This window comes from Halopseudomonas xiamenensis (assembly GCF_014219065.1).
In the GTDB taxonomy this organism is placed as follows: domain Bacteria; phylum Pseudomonadota; class Gammaproteobacteria; order Pseudomonadales; family Pseudomonadaceae; genus Halopseudomonas; species Halopseudomonas xiamenensis.
Genome location: NZ_JACLGO010000014.1, coordinates 25,211 through 43,619, shown reverse-complemented (window position 1 = coordinate 43,619; position 18,409 = coordinate 25,211). Strand labels below are relative to the sequence as shown.

Annotated in this window: 13 protein-coding genes and 2 pseudogenes; 8 read left to right on the top strand and 7 right to left on the bottom strand. The window is 63.1% G+C overall.

The window, feature by feature from the left end:
• Nucleotides 1–12 precede the first annotated feature (12 nt).
• From H6X51_RS11020 to H6X51_RS10995, 5 genes are all read right to left on the bottom strand, one after another.
• Nucleotides 13–924 carry a hydroxymethylglutaryl-CoA lyase gene (locus H6X51_RS11020; protein ID WP_185267576.1) on the bottom strand — a complete coding sequence of 304 codons (912 nt, stop codon included), beginning with the start codon at nt 922–924 and terminating at the stop codon, nt 13–15.
• 2 nt (nt 925–926) lie between these two features.
• Complete coding sequence (locus H6X51_RS11010) at nt 927–3,047, bottom strand: acetyl/propionyl/methylcrotonyl-CoA carboxylase subunit alpha (RefSeq protein WP_235991312.1); 2,121 nt, start codon at nt 3,045–3,047, stop codon at nt 927–929.
• Nucleotides 3,044–3,844, bottom strand: coding sequence for a gamma-carboxygeranoyl-CoA hydratase (locus tag H6X51_RS11005; protein ID WP_185267575.1), 801 nt, complete (start codon nt 3,842–3,844; stop codon nt 3,044–3,046). Before H6X51_RS11005 ends, H6X51_RS11010 begins: the two co-directional genes overlap by 4 nt.
• A 3-nt stretch (nt 3,845–3,847) precedes the next feature.
• Nucleotides 3,848–5,452 (bottom strand): carboxyl transferase domain-containing protein, encoded by a 1,605-nt coding sequence (locus tag H6X51_RS11000; protein ID WP_185267574.1) that lies wholly within the window; start codon nt 5,450–5,452, stop codon nt 3,848–3,850.
• A 94-nt stretch (nt 5,453–5,546) separates the two neighbouring features.
• The gene (locus H6X51_RS10995) at nt 5,547–6,710 is read right to left on the bottom strand and encodes an isovaleryl-CoA dehydrogenase (RefSeq protein ID WP_185267573.1); all 1,164 of its coding nucleotides are present in this window, start codon (nt 6,708–6,710) and stop codon (nt 5,547–5,549) included.
• 141 nt (nt 6,711–6,851) lie between these two features.
• Between H6X51_RS10995 and H6X51_RS20330 the strand changes: the two genes are divergently transcribed.
• Both H6X51_RS20330 and H6X51_RS10985 read left to right on the top strand, forming a co-directional pair.
• The gene (locus H6X51_RS20330) at nt 6,852–7,559 is read left to right on the top strand and encodes an AraC family transcriptional regulator (protein WP_185267572.1); all 708 of its coding nucleotides are present in this window, start codon (nt 6,852–6,854) and stop codon (nt 7,557–7,559) included.
• A 101-nt stretch (nt 7,560–7,660) separates the two neighbouring features.
• A complete protein-coding gene (locus H6X51_RS10985; RefSeq protein WP_185267571.1) occupies nt 7,661–8,587 on the top strand; it encodes a DMT family transporter in 927 nt (308 codons plus the stop codon).
• Here H6X51_RS10985 and putP read toward each other — a convergent pair.
• Nucleotides 8,581–10,083 (bottom strand): sodium/proline symporter PutP, encoded by a 1,503-nt coding sequence (gene putP, locus H6X51_RS10980; RefSeq protein ID WP_185267570.1) that lies wholly within the window; start codon nt 10,081–10,083, stop codon nt 8,581–8,583. The genes H6X51_RS10985 and putP overlap by 7 nt on opposite strands.
• Nucleotides 10,084–10,189: 106 nt before the next feature.
• On the bottom strand, nt 10,190–13,411 hold the full coding sequence (gene putA / locus H6X51_RS10975; protein WP_185267569.1) for a bifunctional proline dehydrogenase/L-glutamate gamma-semialdehyde dehydrogenase PutA: 3,222 nt from the start codon (nt 13,409–13,411) through the stop codon (nt 10,190–10,192).
• A gap of 193 nt (nt 13,412–13,604) precedes the next feature.
• Here putA and H6X51_RS10970 point away from each other — a divergent pair, with 193 nt between their 5' ends.
• From H6X51_RS10970 to H6X51_RS10945, 6 genes and pseudogenes are all read left to right on the top strand, one after another.
• Nucleotides 13,605–14,366 carry an AraC family transcriptional regulator gene (locus H6X51_RS10970; protein WP_221627318.1) on the top strand — a complete coding sequence of 254 codons (762 nt, stop codon included), beginning with the start codon at nt 13,605–13,607 and terminating at the stop codon, nt 14,364–14,366.
• Between the two features lie 19 nt (nt 14,367–14,385).
• Nucleotides 14,386–15,237, top strand: a complete 852-nt coding sequence (locus H6X51_RS10965; protein ID WP_185267568.1) for an HDOD domain-containing protein — start codon at nt 14,386–14,388, stop codon at nt 15,235–15,237.
• Nucleotides 15,238–15,280: 43 nt separating this feature from the next.
• Nucleotides 15,281–15,457, top strand: coding sequence for a DUF1016 N-terminal domain-containing protein (locus H6X51_RS10960; protein WP_185267567.1), 177 nt, complete (start codon nt 15,281–15,283; stop codon nt 15,455–15,457).
• Nucleotides 15,458–15,533: 76 nt separating this feature from the next.
• Nucleotides 15,534–16,431, top strand: a pseudogene (locus tag H6X51_RS10955) (TIGR01777 family oxidoreductase).
• A gap of 342 nt (nt 16,432–16,773) precedes the next feature.
• Nucleotides 16,774–16,884 (top strand): annotated as a pseudogene (locus H6X51_RS20430) (helix-turn-helix domain-containing protein); the annotation flags it as partial.
• A gap of 11 nt (nt 16,885–16,895) precedes the next feature.
• Nucleotides 16,896–18,377 (top strand): sigma-54 interaction domain-containing protein, encoded by a 1,482-nt coding sequence (locus H6X51_RS10945; RefSeq protein ID WP_185267566.1) that lies wholly within the window; start codon nt 16,896–16,898, stop codon nt 18,375–18,377.
• The last annotated feature ends 32 nt before the right edge of the window (nt 18,378–18,409 follow it).

Here is an 18,409-nt window from a genome sequence, read left to right as displayed (position 1 = left end):
CGGTTGGCTACCTCACCGTGGGCCAGCAAACCGTGCCCTGGCTACCCGCGAGCCGTTCTCCCGTCCCAGCACCTGGCAGATCCGCTGCCCGGCGGTCAGCAGCCGGTCGAGGTCGACACCGGTATGGATGCCCAGGCCATTGAGCAGGTACAGCACGTCCTCGCTGGCGACATTGCCGCTGGCGCCGGCGGCATAGGGACAGCCACCGAGGCCGGCGACCGAGGCGTCGAATACCGCGATGCCTTCCAGCAGGCTGGCATAGATATTGGCCAGAGCCTGGCCGTAGGTGTCGTGGAAGTGGCCGGCGAGTTGGTCGCGGGGCAGGTCGCGGCCGACTACTTCGAACAGGTGCCGGGTGGCGCCGGCGGTGCCGACGCCGATGGTGTCGCCCAGCGATATCTCGTGGCAGCCCATGGCATGCAGCTCGCGGGCCACGCTGGCCACCGCCTGTGGCGCCACCTCGCCTTCATAGGGGCAGCCCAGCACGCAGGAAACGTAGCCGCGTACCCGTACACCATGCCGCTGGGCGGTCTCCAGCACCGGAACGAAGCGCTGCAGGCTCTCGGCGATCGAGCAGTTGATGTTCTTTTGCGAGAATGCTTCCGACGCCGAGGCGAATACCGCGACTTCATCGGCGCCGCTCTGCAGTGCGGCTTCCAGACCCTTGAGGTTGGGTGTCAGTGCGGCGTAGGTAACTCCCGGCCGGCGGGCGATGCCGGCGAACACCTCATGGCTGCCGGCCATCTGCGGTACCCACTTGGGTGAGACGAAGCTGCCCACCTCGATATGCTCCAGGCCGGCGGCGCTCAGGTCATCGACCAGGCGTACCTTGTCGGCCACGCTGATCGGTTGCTGTTCATTCTGCAGGCCATCGCGCGGGCCGACCTCGACCAGGCGTACCCGTTGTGGGAGGGGCGCGTTCATCGTCACTGCTCCTCTTCCAGTTCTTCCAGTTCGACCAGCAGGGTACCCTCGGCCACCAGCTCGCCTTCACTGCCATACAGGGCGCTGACCACACCCGTGCGGGGCGCCCGGATGGCATGCTCCATCTTCATGGCTTCCAGCACCACCAGGGTGGTACCGGCCTCTACGGCCTGGCCGGGCTCGACCAGTACGCGCACGATGCTGCCGTTCATTGGTGCAGCCAGTCCGCCCGGGTGGGCATGGTTGCCTTGTACCTCGGCGATCGGGTCGACGCGGCGCACCTCGCGCAGGACGCCTTGCCATTCCAGGTAGAGTGCCGCGCCGCGGCGGATAGCCTGGACTGACTGACGCATCCCCCCGGACTTGCCCGCATCCGCCGCGCCCGTCATTGCGAGTCGCGCAGCGACGTGGCAATCCAAGGCTGCGGAGTCGCCGGCGAGTGCTGGATTGCCGCGCCCTGCGGGCTCGCAATGACGTTGTGCGCTGTGCGCCGGCGCATCGTCAAAGGTCGGGGCCAGGCGCGCAAACCACAGCCGTTCGCCGCGCAGCTGCGCCTGTGCCGGCCCGCGCAATTGCACCTTGCGGCGTTGGTCGCCACAGGCCAGATGCAGGTCGGTCTCGCTGGGCAGGCCGGCGCGCCAGCCGGTGCTGGCCTGCCAGGGGGAATGGCTATCCTCCGGGCAGCCTGGCGCTGTTTCACTCTGACGCCAGGCTTCGGCGGCGAGTTGCCAGAAGCTGTCCGACAGCTCTCCGATGGCGGGCAGCAACTGCGGCTGGTGCCGGTCAATGAAGCCGGTATCCAGCTCGGCAGCAGCAAACGCCGGGTGGGCAATGACCCGGCGCAGGAATGCCAGGTTGCTGGCGAAACCGCCGACGGCGGTATCCTCGAGCATGGCCAGCAGGCGCTGACGCGCCTGTTCCCGGGTCTCGCCCCAGGCGATCAGCTTGGCCAGCATGGGGTCGTAGAACGGCGAGATGCTGTCGCCCTCGACCACGCCGCTGTCGACCCGGCGTCCCGGGCCGGCAGCAGGTTCGCGGTATAGCTCCAGGGTGCCGGAGGCGGGCAGGAAGTCCTGCTCGGTATCCTCGGCATACAGGCGCACTTCGATGGCATGGCCGTGGAGCGGTACCTGCTGTTGAGTCATGGGCAGGGCTTCGCCGCGCGCCACACGAATCTGCCAGTCGACCAGATCGAGGCCGGTGATGGCCTCGGTGACCGGGTGCTCGACCTGCAGCCGGGTGTTCATCTCCATGAAGAAGAACTGGCCACGGGCGTCCAGCAGAAACTCCACGGTGCCGGCACCGACATAGCCGATAGCCTGGGCGGCCTTGACCGCCGCCTCGCCCATGGCCTGGCGCAGTTCATCGCTCAAACCGGGGGCGGGGGCTTCTTCCACCACTTTCTGGTGGCGGCGCTGGATCGAGCAGTCGCGTTCATTGAGATACAGACAGTTGCCATGACTATCGGCAAATATCTGTATTTCCACATGGCGCGGCTGCAAGACATACTTTTCCACCAGCATGCGGCTATCACCGAAGGCTGCCAGCGCTTCACGCTGGGCCGAAGCCAGGGCGTCAGCCAGATGCTGCGGGGCCTCGACCACCTTCATGCCCTTGCCACCACCGCCGGCGGCAGCCTTGAGCAACACCGGATAGCCGATCTGCTCTGACGCGGTGCGGAAGGTCTCCAGGTCCTGGACTTCGCCGTGGTAGCCGGGCACCAGGGGCACGCCGGCTTTCTCCATCAGCTCCTTGGCAGCGGACTTGCTGCCCATGGCGTCGATGGCAGCGGCGGGCGGGCCGAGGAAGATCAGGCCGGCGGCCTCGATGGCCCGGGCAAAAGTGGCGTTCTCGGACAGGAAACCGTAGCCGGGGTGGATGGCCTGGGCGTCACTGGCCCTGGCCGCATCGATGATGCGGTCGATCTGCAGATAGCTGTCAGCCGGCTTGGCGCCGCCCAGGTTCACCGCCAGGTCGGCTTCACGCACGTGCCGGGCCTGGGCGTCGGTGGCGCTGTGTACCGCCACGGTTTTCAGGCCCAGCGCCCTGGCGGTGCGCATGACCCGGCAGGCGATCTCGCCACGGTTGGCCACCAGCAGGGTATCGATATGCCGGATGTTCATGGTGTTTTCTCCTGCCAGGATGGGGTGCGCTTCTCTAGAAAGGCATTCAACCCTTCCTGGCCCTCCTGGCTGACGCGAATGCGGGCGATGGCCTGTTCGGTATAGCTGCGCAGGGCCGGGCTGGGCGTGCCATTGCCGACTTCCCGCAACAGCTCTTTGGTCACCTGGATGGCCTGCGGGCTGTTGAGCAGCAGATTGGCGACCCAGGCTTCGACCTGCACATCCAGCTCGGCGCTGGGGAAGACCTCCGCCAGCAGGCCCAGTTCGCGGGCACGCTGGCCATCGAAACGCTCGGCGGTCAGCGCGTAGCGGCGTGCGGCGCGCTGGCCGATGGCCTGGACCACGAAGGGGCTGATCACCGCGGGTGTCAGCCCGATGCGCACCTCGGACAGTGAGAACAGCGCATCGGTGGCGCCGATCGCCATGTCGCAGCAACTGATCAATCCCAGCGCACCACCGAAGGCCGCACCCTGGACCACCGCCAGGGTCGGTATGCTCAGTGCCTGCAGGGTGTACATCAATTCTGCCAGCTGATGGGCATCATTGAGGTTGGCCTGGTAATCCAGCCTGGCCGAGGCCTGCATCCAGGCCAGGTCGGCACCGGCGGAGAAGTGTTTGCCACGCCCGCGCAACAGCAGGAAGCGCAACTGCGGATCGGCATTGACCAAATGCACGGCACGGATCGCCTCGCCGATCATCTCGGCGTCGAGGGCATTGTTCTTCTGCGGGCGGTTCAACCACAGGGTGGCGAAGCCACGCGGATCATGTTCCAGCTGCAGGGTATTGAAATCGGTCATGGCTCACATCCGGAACACGCCGAACCGGGTCGGTTCGATCGGGGCATTGAGGCTGGCGGACAGCGCCAGGCCGAGAACGTCACGGGTCTGGGCGGGATCGATCACCCCGTCATCCCACAGCCGCGCACTGGAATAGAAGGCATGCGCCTGCTGCTCGTACTGGGCAACGATCGGCTGCTTGATGCGCGTTTCCTCCTCGGCGGAGAAAGATTCGCCAGAACGGGCTGCCTGCTCGCGTTTGACCTGCACCAGCACCCCGGCTGCCTGCTCGGCGCCCATCACGCCGATGCGCGCATTTGGCCACATCCACAGAAAGCGCGGGTCGTAGGCGCGGCCGCACATGCCATAGTTGCCGGCACCGAAACTGCCACCGATGATCACCGTGAACTTCGGCACCTGGGCGCAGGCCACCGCGGTGACCAGTTTGGCGCCATGCTTGGCGATGCCGCCCTCTTCATACTTCTTGCCGACCATAAAGCCGGTGATGTTCTGCAGGAACAGTAGCGGGATACCGCGTTGGCAGGCCAGCTCGATAAAGTGCGCACCTTTCTGCGCCGACTCGGCGAACAGGATGCCGTTGTTGGCCAGAATGGCGACCGGATAGCCGTGCAGGTGGGCGAAGCCGCAGATCAGGGTAGCGCCGAACAGTGCCTTGAACTCATCGAACTCGCTGTCATCGACCAGCCGGGCGATCACCTCGCGCACATCGAACGGCTGCTTGCTGTCAGCCGGCACTATGCCGTACAGCTCCTCGACAGCGTAGCGCGGGGGCAGCGGAGCGCGACTGCGCAATTGGCCCTGCTTGCGCCAGTTCAGGTTGGCGATGCAGCGGCGGGCCAGGGCCAGCGCATGCTCGTCGTCTTCCGCGTAATGGTCGGCCACACCACTGATCCTGCAGTGCACATCCGCACCGCCCAGCTCCTCGGCGCTGACCTCCTCGCCGGTGGCGGCTTTCACCAGCGGCGGGCCGGCAAGGAAGATGGTGGCCTGATTGCGCACCATGATGGTCTCGTCGCTCATCGCCGGTACATAGGCCCCGCCGGCGGTGCAGGAGCCCATGACCACGGCAATCTGCGGAATCCCCATGGCGCTCATATTGGCCTGGTTGAAGAAGATGCGCCCGAAATGCTCGCGGTCGGGAAACACCTCGTCCTGGCGCGGCAGGTTGGCCCCGCCCGAGTCCACCAGGTAGAGGCAGGGCAGGCGGTTCTGCTGGGCGATGGCCTGGGCACGCAGGTGCTTCTTGACGGTCAGCGGGTAGTAGCTGCCGCCTTTGACCGTGGCGTCGTTGGCCACGATCATGCATTCGACGCCCTCGACCCGGCCGATGCCGGCGACCACGCCGGCGGCTGGCACGTCCTCACCATAGACCTCGTGGGCGGCCAGCTGGCCGATCTCGAGGAAGGGCGCGCCGACATCCAGCAGGCGATTGATACGCTCGCGCGGCAGCAGCTTGCCACGCGACCTGTGGCGTTCCTGGGCCTTGGTGCCGCCGCCTTCATGGATGTGGGCGAGCAGGCAGCGCAATTCGTTGACCTGGCTGAGCATCGCTGCCTGGTTGGCGGTGTACTCAGGCGAGCGGGTGTTGATCTGGGTAGGCAGGATCATGTCTTCTCCATGAGCTGCAAGCTACCAGCCCCAAGCAGCAAGAGAGCAGCGGGGCTCTTGCTTGCAGCTTGTCGCTTGCGGCTTGCAGCTGCCGTTATTTCGTTTCGTTGAACAGTTCGCGACCGATCAGCATGCGGCGAATCTCGCTGGTGCCGGCGCCGATCTCGTAGAGCTTGGCATCGCGCAGCAGGCGACCAGCCGGGTAGTCGTTGGTGTAGCCGTTGCCGCCGAGGATCTGGATGGTGTCCAGTGCCATCTTGGTAGCCATTTCAGCGGTATAGAGGATCACCGCCGCGGCATCCTTGCGCGACTCCCGGCCGCGGTCGCAGGCCCGGGCGACACTGTAGAGATAGGCCCTGGAGGCGCTCATGCCGGTATACATGTCGGCCAGCTTGCCCTGGATCAGCTGGAACTCGCCGATCGCCTGGTCGAACTGGCGCCGCTCGTGCACATAGGGCACCACCACGTCCAGGCAGGCACGCATGATGCCGACCGGGCCACCGGAGAGCACGGTGCGCTCGTAGTCCAGGCCGCTCATCAGCACCGCCACGCCCTGGCCTTCCTGGCCGAGAATGTTTTCCTCCGGTACTTCCACATCCTCGAACACCAGCTCGCAGGTGTTGGAGCCGCGCATGCCGAGCTTGTCCAGCTTCTGCTGGCGCGAGAAGCCCCTGAAATCGCGCTCGACGATAAAGGCGGTGATGCCCCTGGAACCGGCGTTGAGGTCGGTCTTGGCATAGATCACGTAGGTGTCGGCGTCCGGCCCGTTGGTGATCCACATCTTGTTGCCGTTGAGAATGTAACGGTCACCGCGTTTGTCGGCGCGCAGCTTCATCGACACCACGTCGGAGCCGGCATTGGGCTCGCTCATGGCCAGGGCGCCGACGTGTTCGCCGCTGCACAGCCTGGGCAGGTACTTGAGCTTCTGCTCACGGGTGCCGTTCTTGTGGATCTGGTTCACGCACAGGTTGGAGTGCGCACCGTAGGACAGGCCGACCGAGGCGGAGGCACGGCTGATCTCCTCCATGGCGACGGCATGGGCCAGGTAGCCCAGGTTGGTGCCACCATATTCCTCGTCCACGGTCATGCCCAGCAGGCCCATGTCACCGAACTTGCGCCACATGTCCATGGGGAAGGCGTTGTCGCGGTCGATCTGCGCTGCGCGGGGGGCCAGCTCGGCCTGGGCGAACTGCTGGACCGAGTCGCGCAGCAGGTCGATGGTCTCGCCGAGGTCGAAGTCGAGAGAGTGATAGCTCATGCTCTGGTGCCTCTGGTTATCATTGATTTTGTGGGCCAGTGAAGGCAGCTTATGCACTGGGCGGCAATTTGTTAAATTTGTTTTTCATCGAGATGATCCGGTTGCTGAGTTTGCCGGTGCCATGTTCAAGAGATGCAGCCTGTGGCCACCCACCTTTCCATACGATCCTACAGCCGCCAGCGCCATGGGCATGCCCATGACTTCCACCAGTTGGTGCTGCCGCTGCGCGGGGTCATCGAGATCGAGTTCGAGGCCTATAGCGGGAATGTCGCTCCTGGCGAGAGTGTACTGATCCGGCGCGGGCAGCAGCATCACTTCACGGCGGATACCGAGGCCCGGTTCGTTGTTGCCGACATGGATAGCCTGCCGGGCAACCTGGCGGGCAGCAGCCCGGCGGTGTTCTCGATCAGTCCACCGCTGATACGCTATCTGGACTTCATCGAAGCGCAGTTGCAGCACCAGCTCAACCCGGAGCTGGAGCAGTCGATATCCCAGGTCTTTGCCCAACTGCTGGCCGAGCAGCGCCTGATGCCCCAGGTCGACCAGAGGATTCGCCGGGTGCTGCGCTACATGGCTGAACGGCTGGAGCAGAGACTGGCGATTCACGAGCTGGCCCGGGTTGCCTGCCTCAGTGAAACGCAGTGCAAGAAGCTGTTCCGCGAGCAGGTTGGCATGACGGTGATGCAGTATCTGACCCAGATGCGCATGGACAGGGCCAGGGCGTTGTTGCAGCACACCGACTACTCGATTCAGCGGATTGCCGAGCAGGTCGGCTATACCGATGTGTCGGCATTCAGCCGGCGTTTCTCCGCCTGTTTCGGCATGTCACCGACCCGGTTCGCCCCCTGATCCGTCTGATCAGCAGCAAAGAGCGTCCTTTCAGCACAAAGCCGGGGTCTCTCGACCCATACAATGCCGGTATCGCAAACCAGTGCTTTGCCAGGTGCATCATGAGTCGACAAGAGCAGTATTCCCGTGGCGTTGTCGCCATCATCGCGGCCAGTGTCATCTGGGGCACCACGGGCACCGCAGCCACCTTTGCCCCGGATGTCAGCGCCCTGGCCATAGGCGCGTTCGCCATGGGCGCCGGCGGTATCCTGCTGGTCATGAATGCGCTGAGCGAACTGCTGCGCGACAGGGCGCTGTTGCGTCGCCATCGCCTCAGCCTGCTGCTCGGCGGGTTGTCCGTCGCTGTCTATCCGCTGGCCTTCTACAGCTCCATGCGACTGTCCGGTGTCGCCATCGGCACGGTGATCTCCATTGCCAGTGCTCCCCTGTTCACCGTGATGCTGGAGTGTCTTTTCAGCCGGAAACGGATATCCCTGCGCTGGGGCCTCAGTTTTGTGATCGGGGCGGCGGGAATCGTGTTGCTGGCGCTGGGGCAACAGCCGGTATCCGCTACCGAGAGCACTTCGCTCATGTCCTACCTGGGGGTGGGGCTGGGGTTGCTGGCCGGGTTGAGCTATGCAGTCTATTCCTGGGTGGCCAGGCATATGATCGAGCAGGGCGTGGACTCGAAGGCGGCCATGGCCAGCATGTTCGGGCTGGCCGCCATGCTTTTGCTGCCAACGCTGCTGGTCACCGGGCAGAACCTGTTCGCCACGGCGAGCAATGCGGGCGTGGCGCTGTACATGGCGTTGGTGCCGATGTTCGGCGGCTACCTGTGCTTCAGCTATGGCTTGAGATACATCGCCGCCAGCACCGCAACCCTGATCACGCTGCTTGAGCCTGTGGTTGCCGTGCTGCTGGCGGTGTTGATCGTGGGTGAATGGCTCTCACCGGTGGGCTGGATCGGAATACCGCTGATCATGCTCAGCCTGCTGTTGCAGACCCTGCGCCTGCCGCTGGGCAGGCGCGGGCATGGCCTGGTTCAGTGATGCGACTCCATGGTGTTGAATTCGGCCTGGATTTCTTCATTGTGGCGGGGCTGCATCAGCAGTGAAACCACCACGGCGGCCAGGGTACAGGCCAGGAAGCCGGGTACGATCTCGTACATCAGCGCCTGCAGGCTGGGAATATAGCCCCAGATGCCCACTACCACGGCGCCGGTGATCATCCCGGCCAGAGCGCCCATGGCGGTGAGCCGGCGCCAGAACAGCGACAGCAGGATGATCGGGCCGAAGGCGCCACCGAAGCCTGCCCAGGCGAAGGCGACCAGCCCGAGAATGTTGGAGCGCGGGTCGATGGCCAGCAGCGCGGCTACCACGGCGACTGCCAGTACACCCAGGCGTCCGAGACGAACCTGCTGCTGGGCCGTCAGCTCCTTGCCAATGATCTTGTACAGGTCTTCGACCAGTGCCGAGGAGCAGACGATCAGTTGCGAGGAAACGGTGGACATGATGGCGGCCAGCACCGCTGCCAGCACCATCCCGGCGATGAGTGGGTGGAACAGGATCTGCGATAGCAGCAGGAATACGGTTTCCGGATTGTTCAGGGTGCGCTCGCTGGCATGGAAATAGCCAACGCCGATCAGGCCGGTGAACACCGCACCACTGGCGACCAGAATCATCCAGCCGATGCCGATCCGGCGACCGGCCTTGGCGTCAGCGGATGAACGCAGCGCCATGAAGCGCACGATGATGTGCGGCTGGCCGAAGTACCCCAGGCCCCAGGACGCGGCCGAGATGATTGCCAGCAGGCTGCCACCGAACAGCAGGGAAGTACGGTGCAGTTCGGCACCCGGGTTGGCCAGGTTGTGCGCGGCATCAGCGGCATTGATGGCATCGATGGTCTCGCCCAGACCGCCCATGCTGAAGACGGTGATGATCGGGACGACAATCAGCGCGGCCAGCATCAGCAGGCCCTGGACCACGTCGGTCAGGGAGGCGCCGAGAAAACCACCGAACAGGGTATAGGTCAGGGTGATGCCGGCCACCAGCAGCATGCCGAACAGGTAGTGGGTATTGAACGACGCCTCGAAGAACACCCCGCCAGCGACCATGCCGGAGGACACGTAGAAGGTGAAGAACACCAGGATGATGATGCCGGAGGTGATGCGCAGCAGGCGGGTCTTGTCCTTGAAACGGTTCTCCATGAAGCTCGGCAGGGTGATCGAGTTGTTGGATACTTCCGTGTAGGAGCGCAGCCGTGGTGCCACGAAACGCCAGTTGAGATAGGCGCCAACGGTCAGCCCAATGGCGATCCAGGCTTCCACCAGGCCCGATGCGTAGATAGCCCCGGGTAGCCCCATCAGCAGCCAGCCGGACATGTCCGACGCCCCGGCGGACAGCGCGGCGACCCCCGGCGAGAGCTTGCGCCCGGCGAGCATGTAGTCGTCCAGGTCGGTGGTCTTGAAATAGGCGTAGTAACCGATGCCCAGCATGGTCACGAAGTACAGGCCGATGGCGATCAACTGATAAGTCTGGTCGGTCATGGGAATGCCCTCTGCTGTGGGGAGGCCCCGCGGGTGGGGCAGGGATTATTGTTGTTATCCAGCATTGCAACAGCTCCTTGTAGAAGGGGAGACGATGGGCACAGGTTCAGTCATCGCCTTGCGCCAGCAGGCTGGCATTGCCACCGATGGCCGCAGTATTGATGGTACGGGTTTTCTCGGTGACAAAGCGCAGCAGGTAATGCGGCCCGCCCGCCTTGGGGCCCGTACCGGAAAGCCCCATGCCACCAAAGGGTTGAACGCCCACGACAGCACCAATCATATTGCGATTGATATACACATTGCCCACGCGAATTCGACGTTCGATGTCGGCGGCGAGACCTTCATTGCGGCTCTGAATGCCAAAGGTCAGGCCATAGCCGCAACGGTTGATGCTGTCGATAACCTGGCCGATATCTGTCGCCCGGTAGCGAACGATGTGCAACACGGGACCGAAATGTTCCGCGGTCAGCTCATCGATGCTGTTCAGCCTGAGCGCAACTGGAGCCACGAACTCGCCCTGCGCCCGCCATGCATCAGGCACCGAGGTGGCCGCCAGTACCCGGCCTTGCTGGCGGTAATGCTCGATATGCGCCTGCAGTTTCTGCCTGGCCTGGCTGTCGATCACCGGGCCGACATCGGTGGCCAGGTCACGCGGGTCACCCAGCTGCAGTTCCTGCATGGCCCCGGCCAGCAACTCTTCCACCTTGTCAGCGATATCCTCCTGCAGGAACAGTACCCGCAAGGCGGAACAGCGTTGTCCGGCGCTGGCAAAAGATGACTCCAGCACATCCGCGACCACCTGTTCCGGCAGGGCGGTGGAGTCGACCAGCATGGCGTTCTGACCACCGGTTTCAGCCACCAGGGTCGCCAGCGGGCCATGCTGGCGCTGGGCCAGGCCGAGGTTGATCTGTTGCGCCGTCGCGGTCGAACCGGTAAACACCACACCGACCACGCGCGGATCACTGGTGAGCAGGGGGCCGAGTTCCTTGCCGGAGCCGGGCACCAGCTGCACTACATCCCGCGGAATGCCGGCCTCATGCAGCAGCTCGATACAGCGGTGGGCCACCAGCGAGGTCTGCTCGGCGGGTTTTGCCAGTACCGTATTGCCGGTGACAACGGCCGCCGCCACCTGGCCAAGGAAGATGGCCACCGGGAAGTTCCACGGACTGATGGCGACAAACACGCCCTTGCCTGAGAGATAGAGTTCATTGGACTCGCCGGTCGGACCCGGCAGCCGGGTTGGCTGGCCCATCTTCTGCTCGGCCTGATCGGCATAGTAGCGGCAGAAGTCCACTGCCTCGCGGATCTCGGCAACACCGTCCTTGAGCTGCTTGCCGGCCTCACGGGCGCAGAGTGCCATCAGCTCGGCAAAGTGCATCTCCAGCAGATCGGCCAGACGGCGCAGGCCGGCGGCGCGTTCCGCCACCGCAACGGCGTTCCAGCGCGCAAAGGCCAGTGCGGCGGCATCCAGTGCCTGCCGCACCTGGTCAGGGCTGGTCCATTGGATCTGCCCGACCTGCTGTTGGCGGTCGAAGGGACTGGCCACGGCCTGGGTTGGCCCCGGTTTGGCTGTGACAGACTGGGCCAGCAGGGGGCCGCCCTGCCACTGATGCCGATCCCAGGTCTGCATGGCCTGCAGCAGAGGGTCGAGCTGACTATTGATCATCAGGTTCAGGCCCTTGGCATTCGGGCGGCGTGGGCCATAGAGGTCATGGGGCAGGGGAATGCTGGTGTTGCGATAGGCTGCCTTGCCGGCCAGCGCCTCCAGCGGATGGCGGGCCAGTTGCGCCACTGGCACATCCTCATCGACCAACTGATGCACAAAGGACGAGTTGGCGCCGTTTTCCAGCAAGCGGCGTACCAGATAGGGCAGCAGGTCCTTGTGCGCCCCCACCGGGGCGTAGATGCGACAGTAGCTGCCCGCTGGCGCCAGCTTCAGGGCCTGCTTGTACAACGCCTCACCCATGCCATGCAGGCGCTGGAACTCGAGGGGCCGGTTGCCGGCCATGTCGAGCAGGCAGATGATGGTATGGGCGTTGTGGGTGGCGAACTGGGGAAACAGGCGGCCACGGGTGATATCCGAGAGCAGGTAGCGGGCGCACGCCAGGTAGGCGATATCGGTATTGGCCTTGCGGGTATACACCGGATAGTCGGCGAGCCCTTCGATCTGTGCCAGCTTGATTTCAGTATCCCAGTAGGCGCCCTTGACCAGGCGCACGGGAATCTCGTCGCCCTGCTCCGCAGCCAGGCGGGTCAGCCAGTGCAGTACCGGCAACGCTCGCTTGGAGTAGGCCTGGACCACCAGGCCCAGCTTGCCCCAGCCCTTGGCATGCTGACGATAGACCTGCTCCAGCACCTCCAGTGACAGCTCCAGGCGGTCCGCCTCTTCGGCATCCAGGGTGATGGCGACATCCAGCTCACGGGCACGGGCCACGAGTTGGGCCAGGGTATCGCCGAGTTCCTTCAGTACCCTGTCACGCTGGCTGCGCTCGTAGCGCGGGTGCAGGGCGGACAGCTTGATCGAAATGGAGGGTGCGGGGGCCGCGGCGGTGACCTTGGCGCCGGCCTGGCCGACGCGCTCGATGGCATCCAGGTAGGCAGCGAAGTAACGCTGGGCATCCTCACGGGTGCGTGCCGCTTCGCCGAGCATATCGAAGGAGTAGGTGTAGCCCTGCTTGAACAGCGGTTTGCCATTGGCCAGGGCCTCAGGCAGGGTGCGGCCCAGCACGAACTGGTGCCCCATCAGTTTCATAGCATGGGACATGACCTGACGCACAACCGGTTCACCCATGCGGCTGACCAGGCGATTGAGCACCGGCACCGGCTGGTCGTCGCGCGGGTCCATCTTCACCACGCCCTTGGTCAGGATCAGCCCCCAGGTAGAGGCATTGACCAGCAGCGAATCGCTCTGTCCCAGATGGCTTTTCCAGTCAGCCACCGACAGTTTGTCGCGAATCAGCGCTTCTGCGGTGCGTGAGTCGGGGATGCGCAGCAGCGCTTCGGCCAGGCACATCAGCAGCACGCCTTCCTGGGTGTCGAGGCTGTATTGCTGCAGCAGCTGATCCAGGCTGTCTATGGCATCACCCTGGTTGCGTACCCGCTCGACCAGCTCGGCGGTGCGTTGGTGAAGCTGCTGAATGTGGGCTGGCTGATGATCGAGCAGCTGGATCAGCTCCGGCATCAGGGTATTTTCATCCACCATGTAATGCTGGCTGATCTGTCGGGCCAGTTGCTGCAGGCTCTGCTGATCCAGATCGGGATGCAGCAGTTCGTCAGCGGTACCGTGTCGTTGTCTGTTCTGATCATGCAGCGGATGAGGTAAAGGCATGGTGTGTACCTTGGTATTTTTGGTTTTGATCAGCAGTGTGGCGGGACGGGGCGGACGCTGTCTTGATCAGAACTCGGTTGTTTTTGCTCGAGGCTCGGAAACCTCAGGGCGCCTCACTGGGGTTGATGGTGTCAAAATGTGTCAGATCTCACTATAGTTGACCGTTACAGACTTGGGGGAAAAGGAACTGGATATGCAGGCCAGAATCCGTCAGTGCACGCTACCGACCAGCGGTATGCACCATGACCACCCCTGGCATCAGATGGTGATTGCCCTGTCCGGCCAGGCCGAGTTCGAGATTGCCGGCCACGGTGGCCGGGTGGATGCCATGCACGGCTGCCTGGTGCCGGCGGGCGAAGTGCACTTCTACCAGGGCAAGGGGGACAATCGCCATGTGGTGCTTGACCATTACAATCCTTCCATGCCGGAGCTGGAGCGGTTGTTTGATCGGCCGCGCTACTTTACCGCCGATGCCAGCCTGCGCCTGCTGCTGAGCTTTGTCGATCAGGAAGAAAGCCTGTGGCAGGAGTCCGCACTGGCGGCAGAGGGCATGGCCCAGGTTATCGTTTCCAGTCTGCATCAACGCCTGTTTGAGCCCGCACCGCGTCTTCCCCCGCCAAGGCAGCGTCTGGACCTGGTTCAGCTGGAAACCTATATCCAGCAGCACCTGGCTGCGCCCTTGACGGTAGCGGAGCTGGCACAGGTGGCCTGTGTCAGTACCGGTCACTTTCATCAGATATTCCGCCAGGCGACGGGCAGGACACCCGCGCACTATGTATTGCAGGCCCGCCTGGAACGTGCTCGTGAACTGATACTGCATACCCGCCTGGGGCTGGGCTGCATAGCGGAACAGGTCGGCTTCTCAAGCCAGAGCGCACTGACCCATGCCTTCCGTCGTCACTGGGGCAGCACGCCGGGGTTGCTCAGACGTCACGGTAGCGCGGCTGCTCGGTGAGCAGCCGCAAAGCCTATCAATGAAAAGGACAACCGAGGTGAAAGAGCGGGCCAGGCACATCTTCAGGCTCCTGGAGGCAGAGGTCGCGGCCAACCGGCTGATCCTGCCCTCCCTGCCGGAGGTGGCATTGCGGGTGCGCACGCTCACTACCATGGACAGTACCACCTTCGCCGAGCTGGAACGGGAGATCGCGCGGGATGCGGGTATTGCTGCCCGGGTGATGAAGGTGGCCAACAGCTCATTGCTGCGGCGGGGAGTGCCCATTACCTCCCTGAAACAGGCGGTCGCCTGTCTGGGGATGAACCTGGTGCGCTCGCTGGTCACGCAGTTGGCGGTACTGCAGACCATGCAGAGCGGGGGTGGCAACAGGGAGCGGCTGCGCGGTTTCGTTGCCGGGGGCGTGCATATCAGTGCCTTGTGTCATTGCCTGGCAGAGCCCTTTCCTCATCTTGATGCTGAGCTGGCTGCCCTGGGTGGACTGCTGCACGATATCGGCAAGTTGCCTTTGCGTGAGTTTCTGCAACGCCAGCCGGAGTTGAGTCCACTGGAGCGGCTGCAATTCGAACTGATGCTGCATCCCCATGTCGGGGCCATGCTGCTGCGCCATTGGCAGATGCCTGACGAACTGGTGCAGATGGCTCGCTGGCACGAATCCATTCTGCGCGAGACCGGTAATCCCCAGCCCGACTATGTGGACCTGGTCATCGCCGCCAACCTGCTGCATTACGGTACGCAGAAAGGGCGCTATGCTCGTTATGCTGGCATCGATATCCCGGCGGTGGGCAAAGTCGCCAATGCTGGGCACCGCGTCAATGACCAGAATGGTGCACAGTTGCGAGTCGAGTTGATGCAGGCATTGGTCAGCGGCTGAGTGTTGGCGGTGCTCAAACCTTTCATAAGACAGGAAGTCACCCATGAATAATCAGAATCTAACGGCAGAAACCCTGTACATCGCCATTGCCGGTGTTATCCAGCAGGCACGACATCAGCTGCGCCAGGTGGTTAATCAGCAAATGGTGCAAGCCTATTGGCATATTGGCCGTCTGATTATTGAAAATGCCGCAGCCAGCGCAATACTAGCATCACAGTAAGCCGCCGTTGCTGGCGATGGCCGAGCAGCGAAGGCTGCCCCGTATCTTGCCACTGACCACAACCGGAGGAAGCGATATGCGTATCTTGTTGACCGGCGGCACCGGGCTGATTGGCCAGGCGCTGTGCCAGCTCTGGCTGAAGCAGGGCCATGAACTGATCGTCTACAGTCGCCGCCCGCAACAGGTGGCCCGGCTGTGCGGCAGCGGCGTACGTGGTGTGGCTACGCTGGAGGAACTGGGTGATATCCGGCTGGACGCCATCATCAATCTGGCCGGTGCGCCCATTGCCGACCGGCGTTGGACCAGCAAACGCAAGGCTGAACTGCGGGATAGCCGCATCCAGCTGACCGACCGACTGGTCCGCTGGCTGGGCACGCTGTCACAACCGCCAGCCACACTGGTTTCCGGCTCCGCCACCGGTTGGTACGGCGATGGCGGCGAACAGCTGTTGCATGAGGACGGTCCGCCGGCCAGCAAGGACTTTGCCAGTCAGCTGTGCATGGACTGGGAGCAAAGCGCATTGCGCGCCGAGGCGCTGGGTCTGCGCGTGGTGCTGGTGCGCACGGCACCGGTGCTGGCGGACGGCAAAGGGTTCCTGGCCCGGCTGCTGCCACTGTTCCGCCTGGGCTTGGGCGGGCGCATCGGCAGCGGGCAGCAATGGATGCCCTGGATTCATCTGCAGGATGAGGTGGCGGCAATTGACTTTCCTGCTGCGCCACCCCGATGCCAGCGGTGCCTATAACGCCTGTGCGCCCGGAGCGGTGCGCAACATCGAGTTTACCCGCTGCCTGGCCGGGGTTGTGCACCGGCCGGCATTGCTGCCGCTGCCGGCCTTTGCGTTACAGGCCATGTTGGGCGAGCTGTCCGGTATGTTGCTGGGCGGCCAGCATCTGCAGCCGGAACGTCTGCAGGCGCTGGGTTTCGAGTTTCGCCATGCCGAGCTGGAGGCGGCGCTGAGGGATCTGCTTGGTTGATCCTTCGGAGGCGGCCTGCGATCTGTGGGAGGCCTTCATTGGCAGGGACCTTGCGCCGCCTTCGCCAGTTTGTGGGACTTGCGTACAGCTCTTCGGTCGAGGCGGTGAATCATGCGAACCAAAATTGCTGCCGCTGTTTATAAATATCTAAATTTGTGGGTTATCCACTTAAGACAGGCTGGAAGGAAAAATGTCGCCCCGACAGAATTCGAACCTGTGACCCTGCTCGCAGGGCATTTGAGGAAGGGAGGCGCATCACTATTGCTGAGGTTGCGGAGGGCGCGGGGGCTCACCGTGTGGCGTTGTCGAAAATGATCAACCGACGGGACTTCAGCACTCAGCACCGATCATCTTGATGGACTATGCCGTTACTTCAACTGTAAGGTTGAGGACTTGGTTGAGTACGTGCCGGATGAGCAGCTCAATGCACCGGAAAGTTCAGCTGGCGACTGAAAGGGAGAGTCATGACAGAAGCTGGGGTGGTACTGGTTTGCTGGCTGGGTGGTAATGACCTCAATGCCTTGAGCGATGGTCCTTCCGGGCCGGTTCTGTCGACACTGCAGGCATTCCCTTTCCGGCGTCTGGAGCTGCTGTCGTCCTATCCTGCTGCGCAGGCGGAAGCGTACCGCGACTGGCTTATCCAGCAGACCGGCGTGCCGGTTGCTCTGCACTGCGAAGATCTGAGTTCGCCTGTCCATTTCGGCGAGATACATAACGCCGCCAGTCGCCATCTGGAGCGTTTGCAGCAGCAGGGTGAGAAGCTTGCCATTCTGCTCAGCCCCGGCACTGCAGCCATGCAGGCTGTCTGGATTCTGCTGGGCAAGACACGATATCCGGCCATCTTTTACCAGTCGTCGCGGGAGCAGGGTGCGCAGCAGATAGATATCCCCTTCGAGATAGCGGCGGAATATGTTCCGGCAGCCAATATCATCAGCAGTGATGAAATTGCCCGTCTGGCGACGCGTTCGGTACCGGTGGATGCGGCGTTCGACAGCATCCTCACCCAGAACAGCACCATGCAGCGGCTCAAGGAGCAGGCCCAGATCCTCGCGCAGAAGACAGTGCCGGTACTCATTTATGGTGAAACGGGCACAGGCAAGGAGTTGTTTGCCAGAGCCATCCACAACGCCGGGCCGCGCGCAGACGCTCCCTTTGTACCGATCAATTGCGGTGCGATACCCGCCGAACTGATTGACTCCATCCTTTTTGGACACCGTAAGGGTGCCTTTACCGGCGCTGTGTCCGATCGCCCCGGTGTATTTCAGCAGGCCAACGGCGGCACCCTGTTTCTGGATGAGTTCGGCGAGCTGAGTCCGGATGTTCAGGTGCGATTGTTGCGGGTGCTGCAGGAAGGAACATGCATGCCGGTCGGCTCCAGTGTGGAGCAGCGAGTAGACGTAAGAATAATAGCCGCCACCCACCGAGACCTTATGCTCGACGTTGCAGAAGGCCGTTTCCGGGAAGACCTGTTCTACCGGGTGGCGGTGGGGGGGTTGCATCTGCCGCCGCTGCGGGAAAGGGCTGGGGACCTGCTGTTGCTGGCGGATGCCCTGCTTGCCACTATCGGCCAGGAAGATCCGTCACTGCAAAGTAAGGTACTTTCGGTTGGTGCAAAGAATCTTATTATCCATCAGCCGTGGCGGGGAAATGTGCGGGAGATGCAGGCAACCTTGCTCAGGGCTGCGCTCTGGTGTCATGGTGATACCATCGAGGCGATGGAGTTGCAGCGGGCACTCTTCTCCGTGCCGAATAAAGATACCGACATTCTTGCTCGTGATGTGAGCCAAGGCATTGATATACAAGTGTTGGTAGGGGGGTTGGTGCGACATTACATAGCCCAGGCGCTGGATATCACCGGGCGCAACAAAACCCGCGCAGCGGCTTTGCTTGGCCTGAAGAGTCAGCAGACGCTGAGTAACTGGATGGATAAATACGACATGGAGTAGCAGCTGGCCTGCTCCTTGCTACTCGATCAGCA

Bases quoted from the DNA above. Each gene is read 5' to 3' on its own strand.
- H6X51_RS10965 (WP_185267568.1), top strand. From the start codon at position 14,386: ATGAAAAGGACAACCGAGGTGAAAGAGCGGGCCAGGCACATCTTCAGG.
- H6X51_RS10960 (WP_185267567.1), top strand. From the start codon at position 15,281: ATGAATAATCAGAATCTAACGGCAGAAACCCTGTACATCGCCATTGCC.
- putP (WP_185267570.1), bottom strand. From the start codon at position 10,083: ATGACCGACCAGACTTATCAGTTGATCGCCATCGGCCTGTACTTCGTG.
- H6X51_RS11005 (WP_185267575.1), bottom strand. From the start codon at position 3,844: ATGACCGATTTCAATACCCTGCAGCTGGAACATGATCCGCGTGGCTTC.
- H6X51_RS11010 (WP_235991312.1), bottom strand. From the start codon at position 3,047: ATGAACATCCGGCATATCGATACCCTGCTGGTGGCCAACCGTGGCGAG.
- H6X51_RS10970 (WP_221627318.1), top strand. From the start codon at position 13,605: ATGCAGGCCAGAATCCGTCAGTGCACGCTACCGACCAGCGGTATGCAC.
- H6X51_RS10985 (WP_185267571.1), top strand. From the start codon at position 7,661: ATGAGTCGACAAGAGCAGTATTCCCGTGGCGTTGTCGCCATCATCGCG.
- H6X51_RS11020 (WP_185267576.1), bottom strand. From the start codon at position 924: ATGAACGCGCCCCTCCCACAACGGGTACGCCTGGTCGAGGTCGGCCCG.
- H6X51_RS10995 (WP_185267573.1), bottom strand. From the start codon at position 6,710: ATGAGCTATCACTCTCTCGACTTCGACCTCGGCGAGACCATCGACCTG.
- H6X51_RS11000 (WP_185267574.1), bottom strand. From the start codon at position 5,452: ATGATCCTGCCTACCCAGATCAACACCCGCTCGCCTGAGTACACCGCC.
- H6X51_RS10945 (WP_185267566.1), top strand. From the start codon at position 16,896: ATGACAGAAGCTGGGGTGGTACTGGTTTGCTGGCTGGGTGGTAATGAC.
- putA (WP_185267569.1), bottom strand. From the start codon at position 13,411: ATGCCTTTACCTCATCCGCTGCATGATCAGAACAGACAACGACACGGT.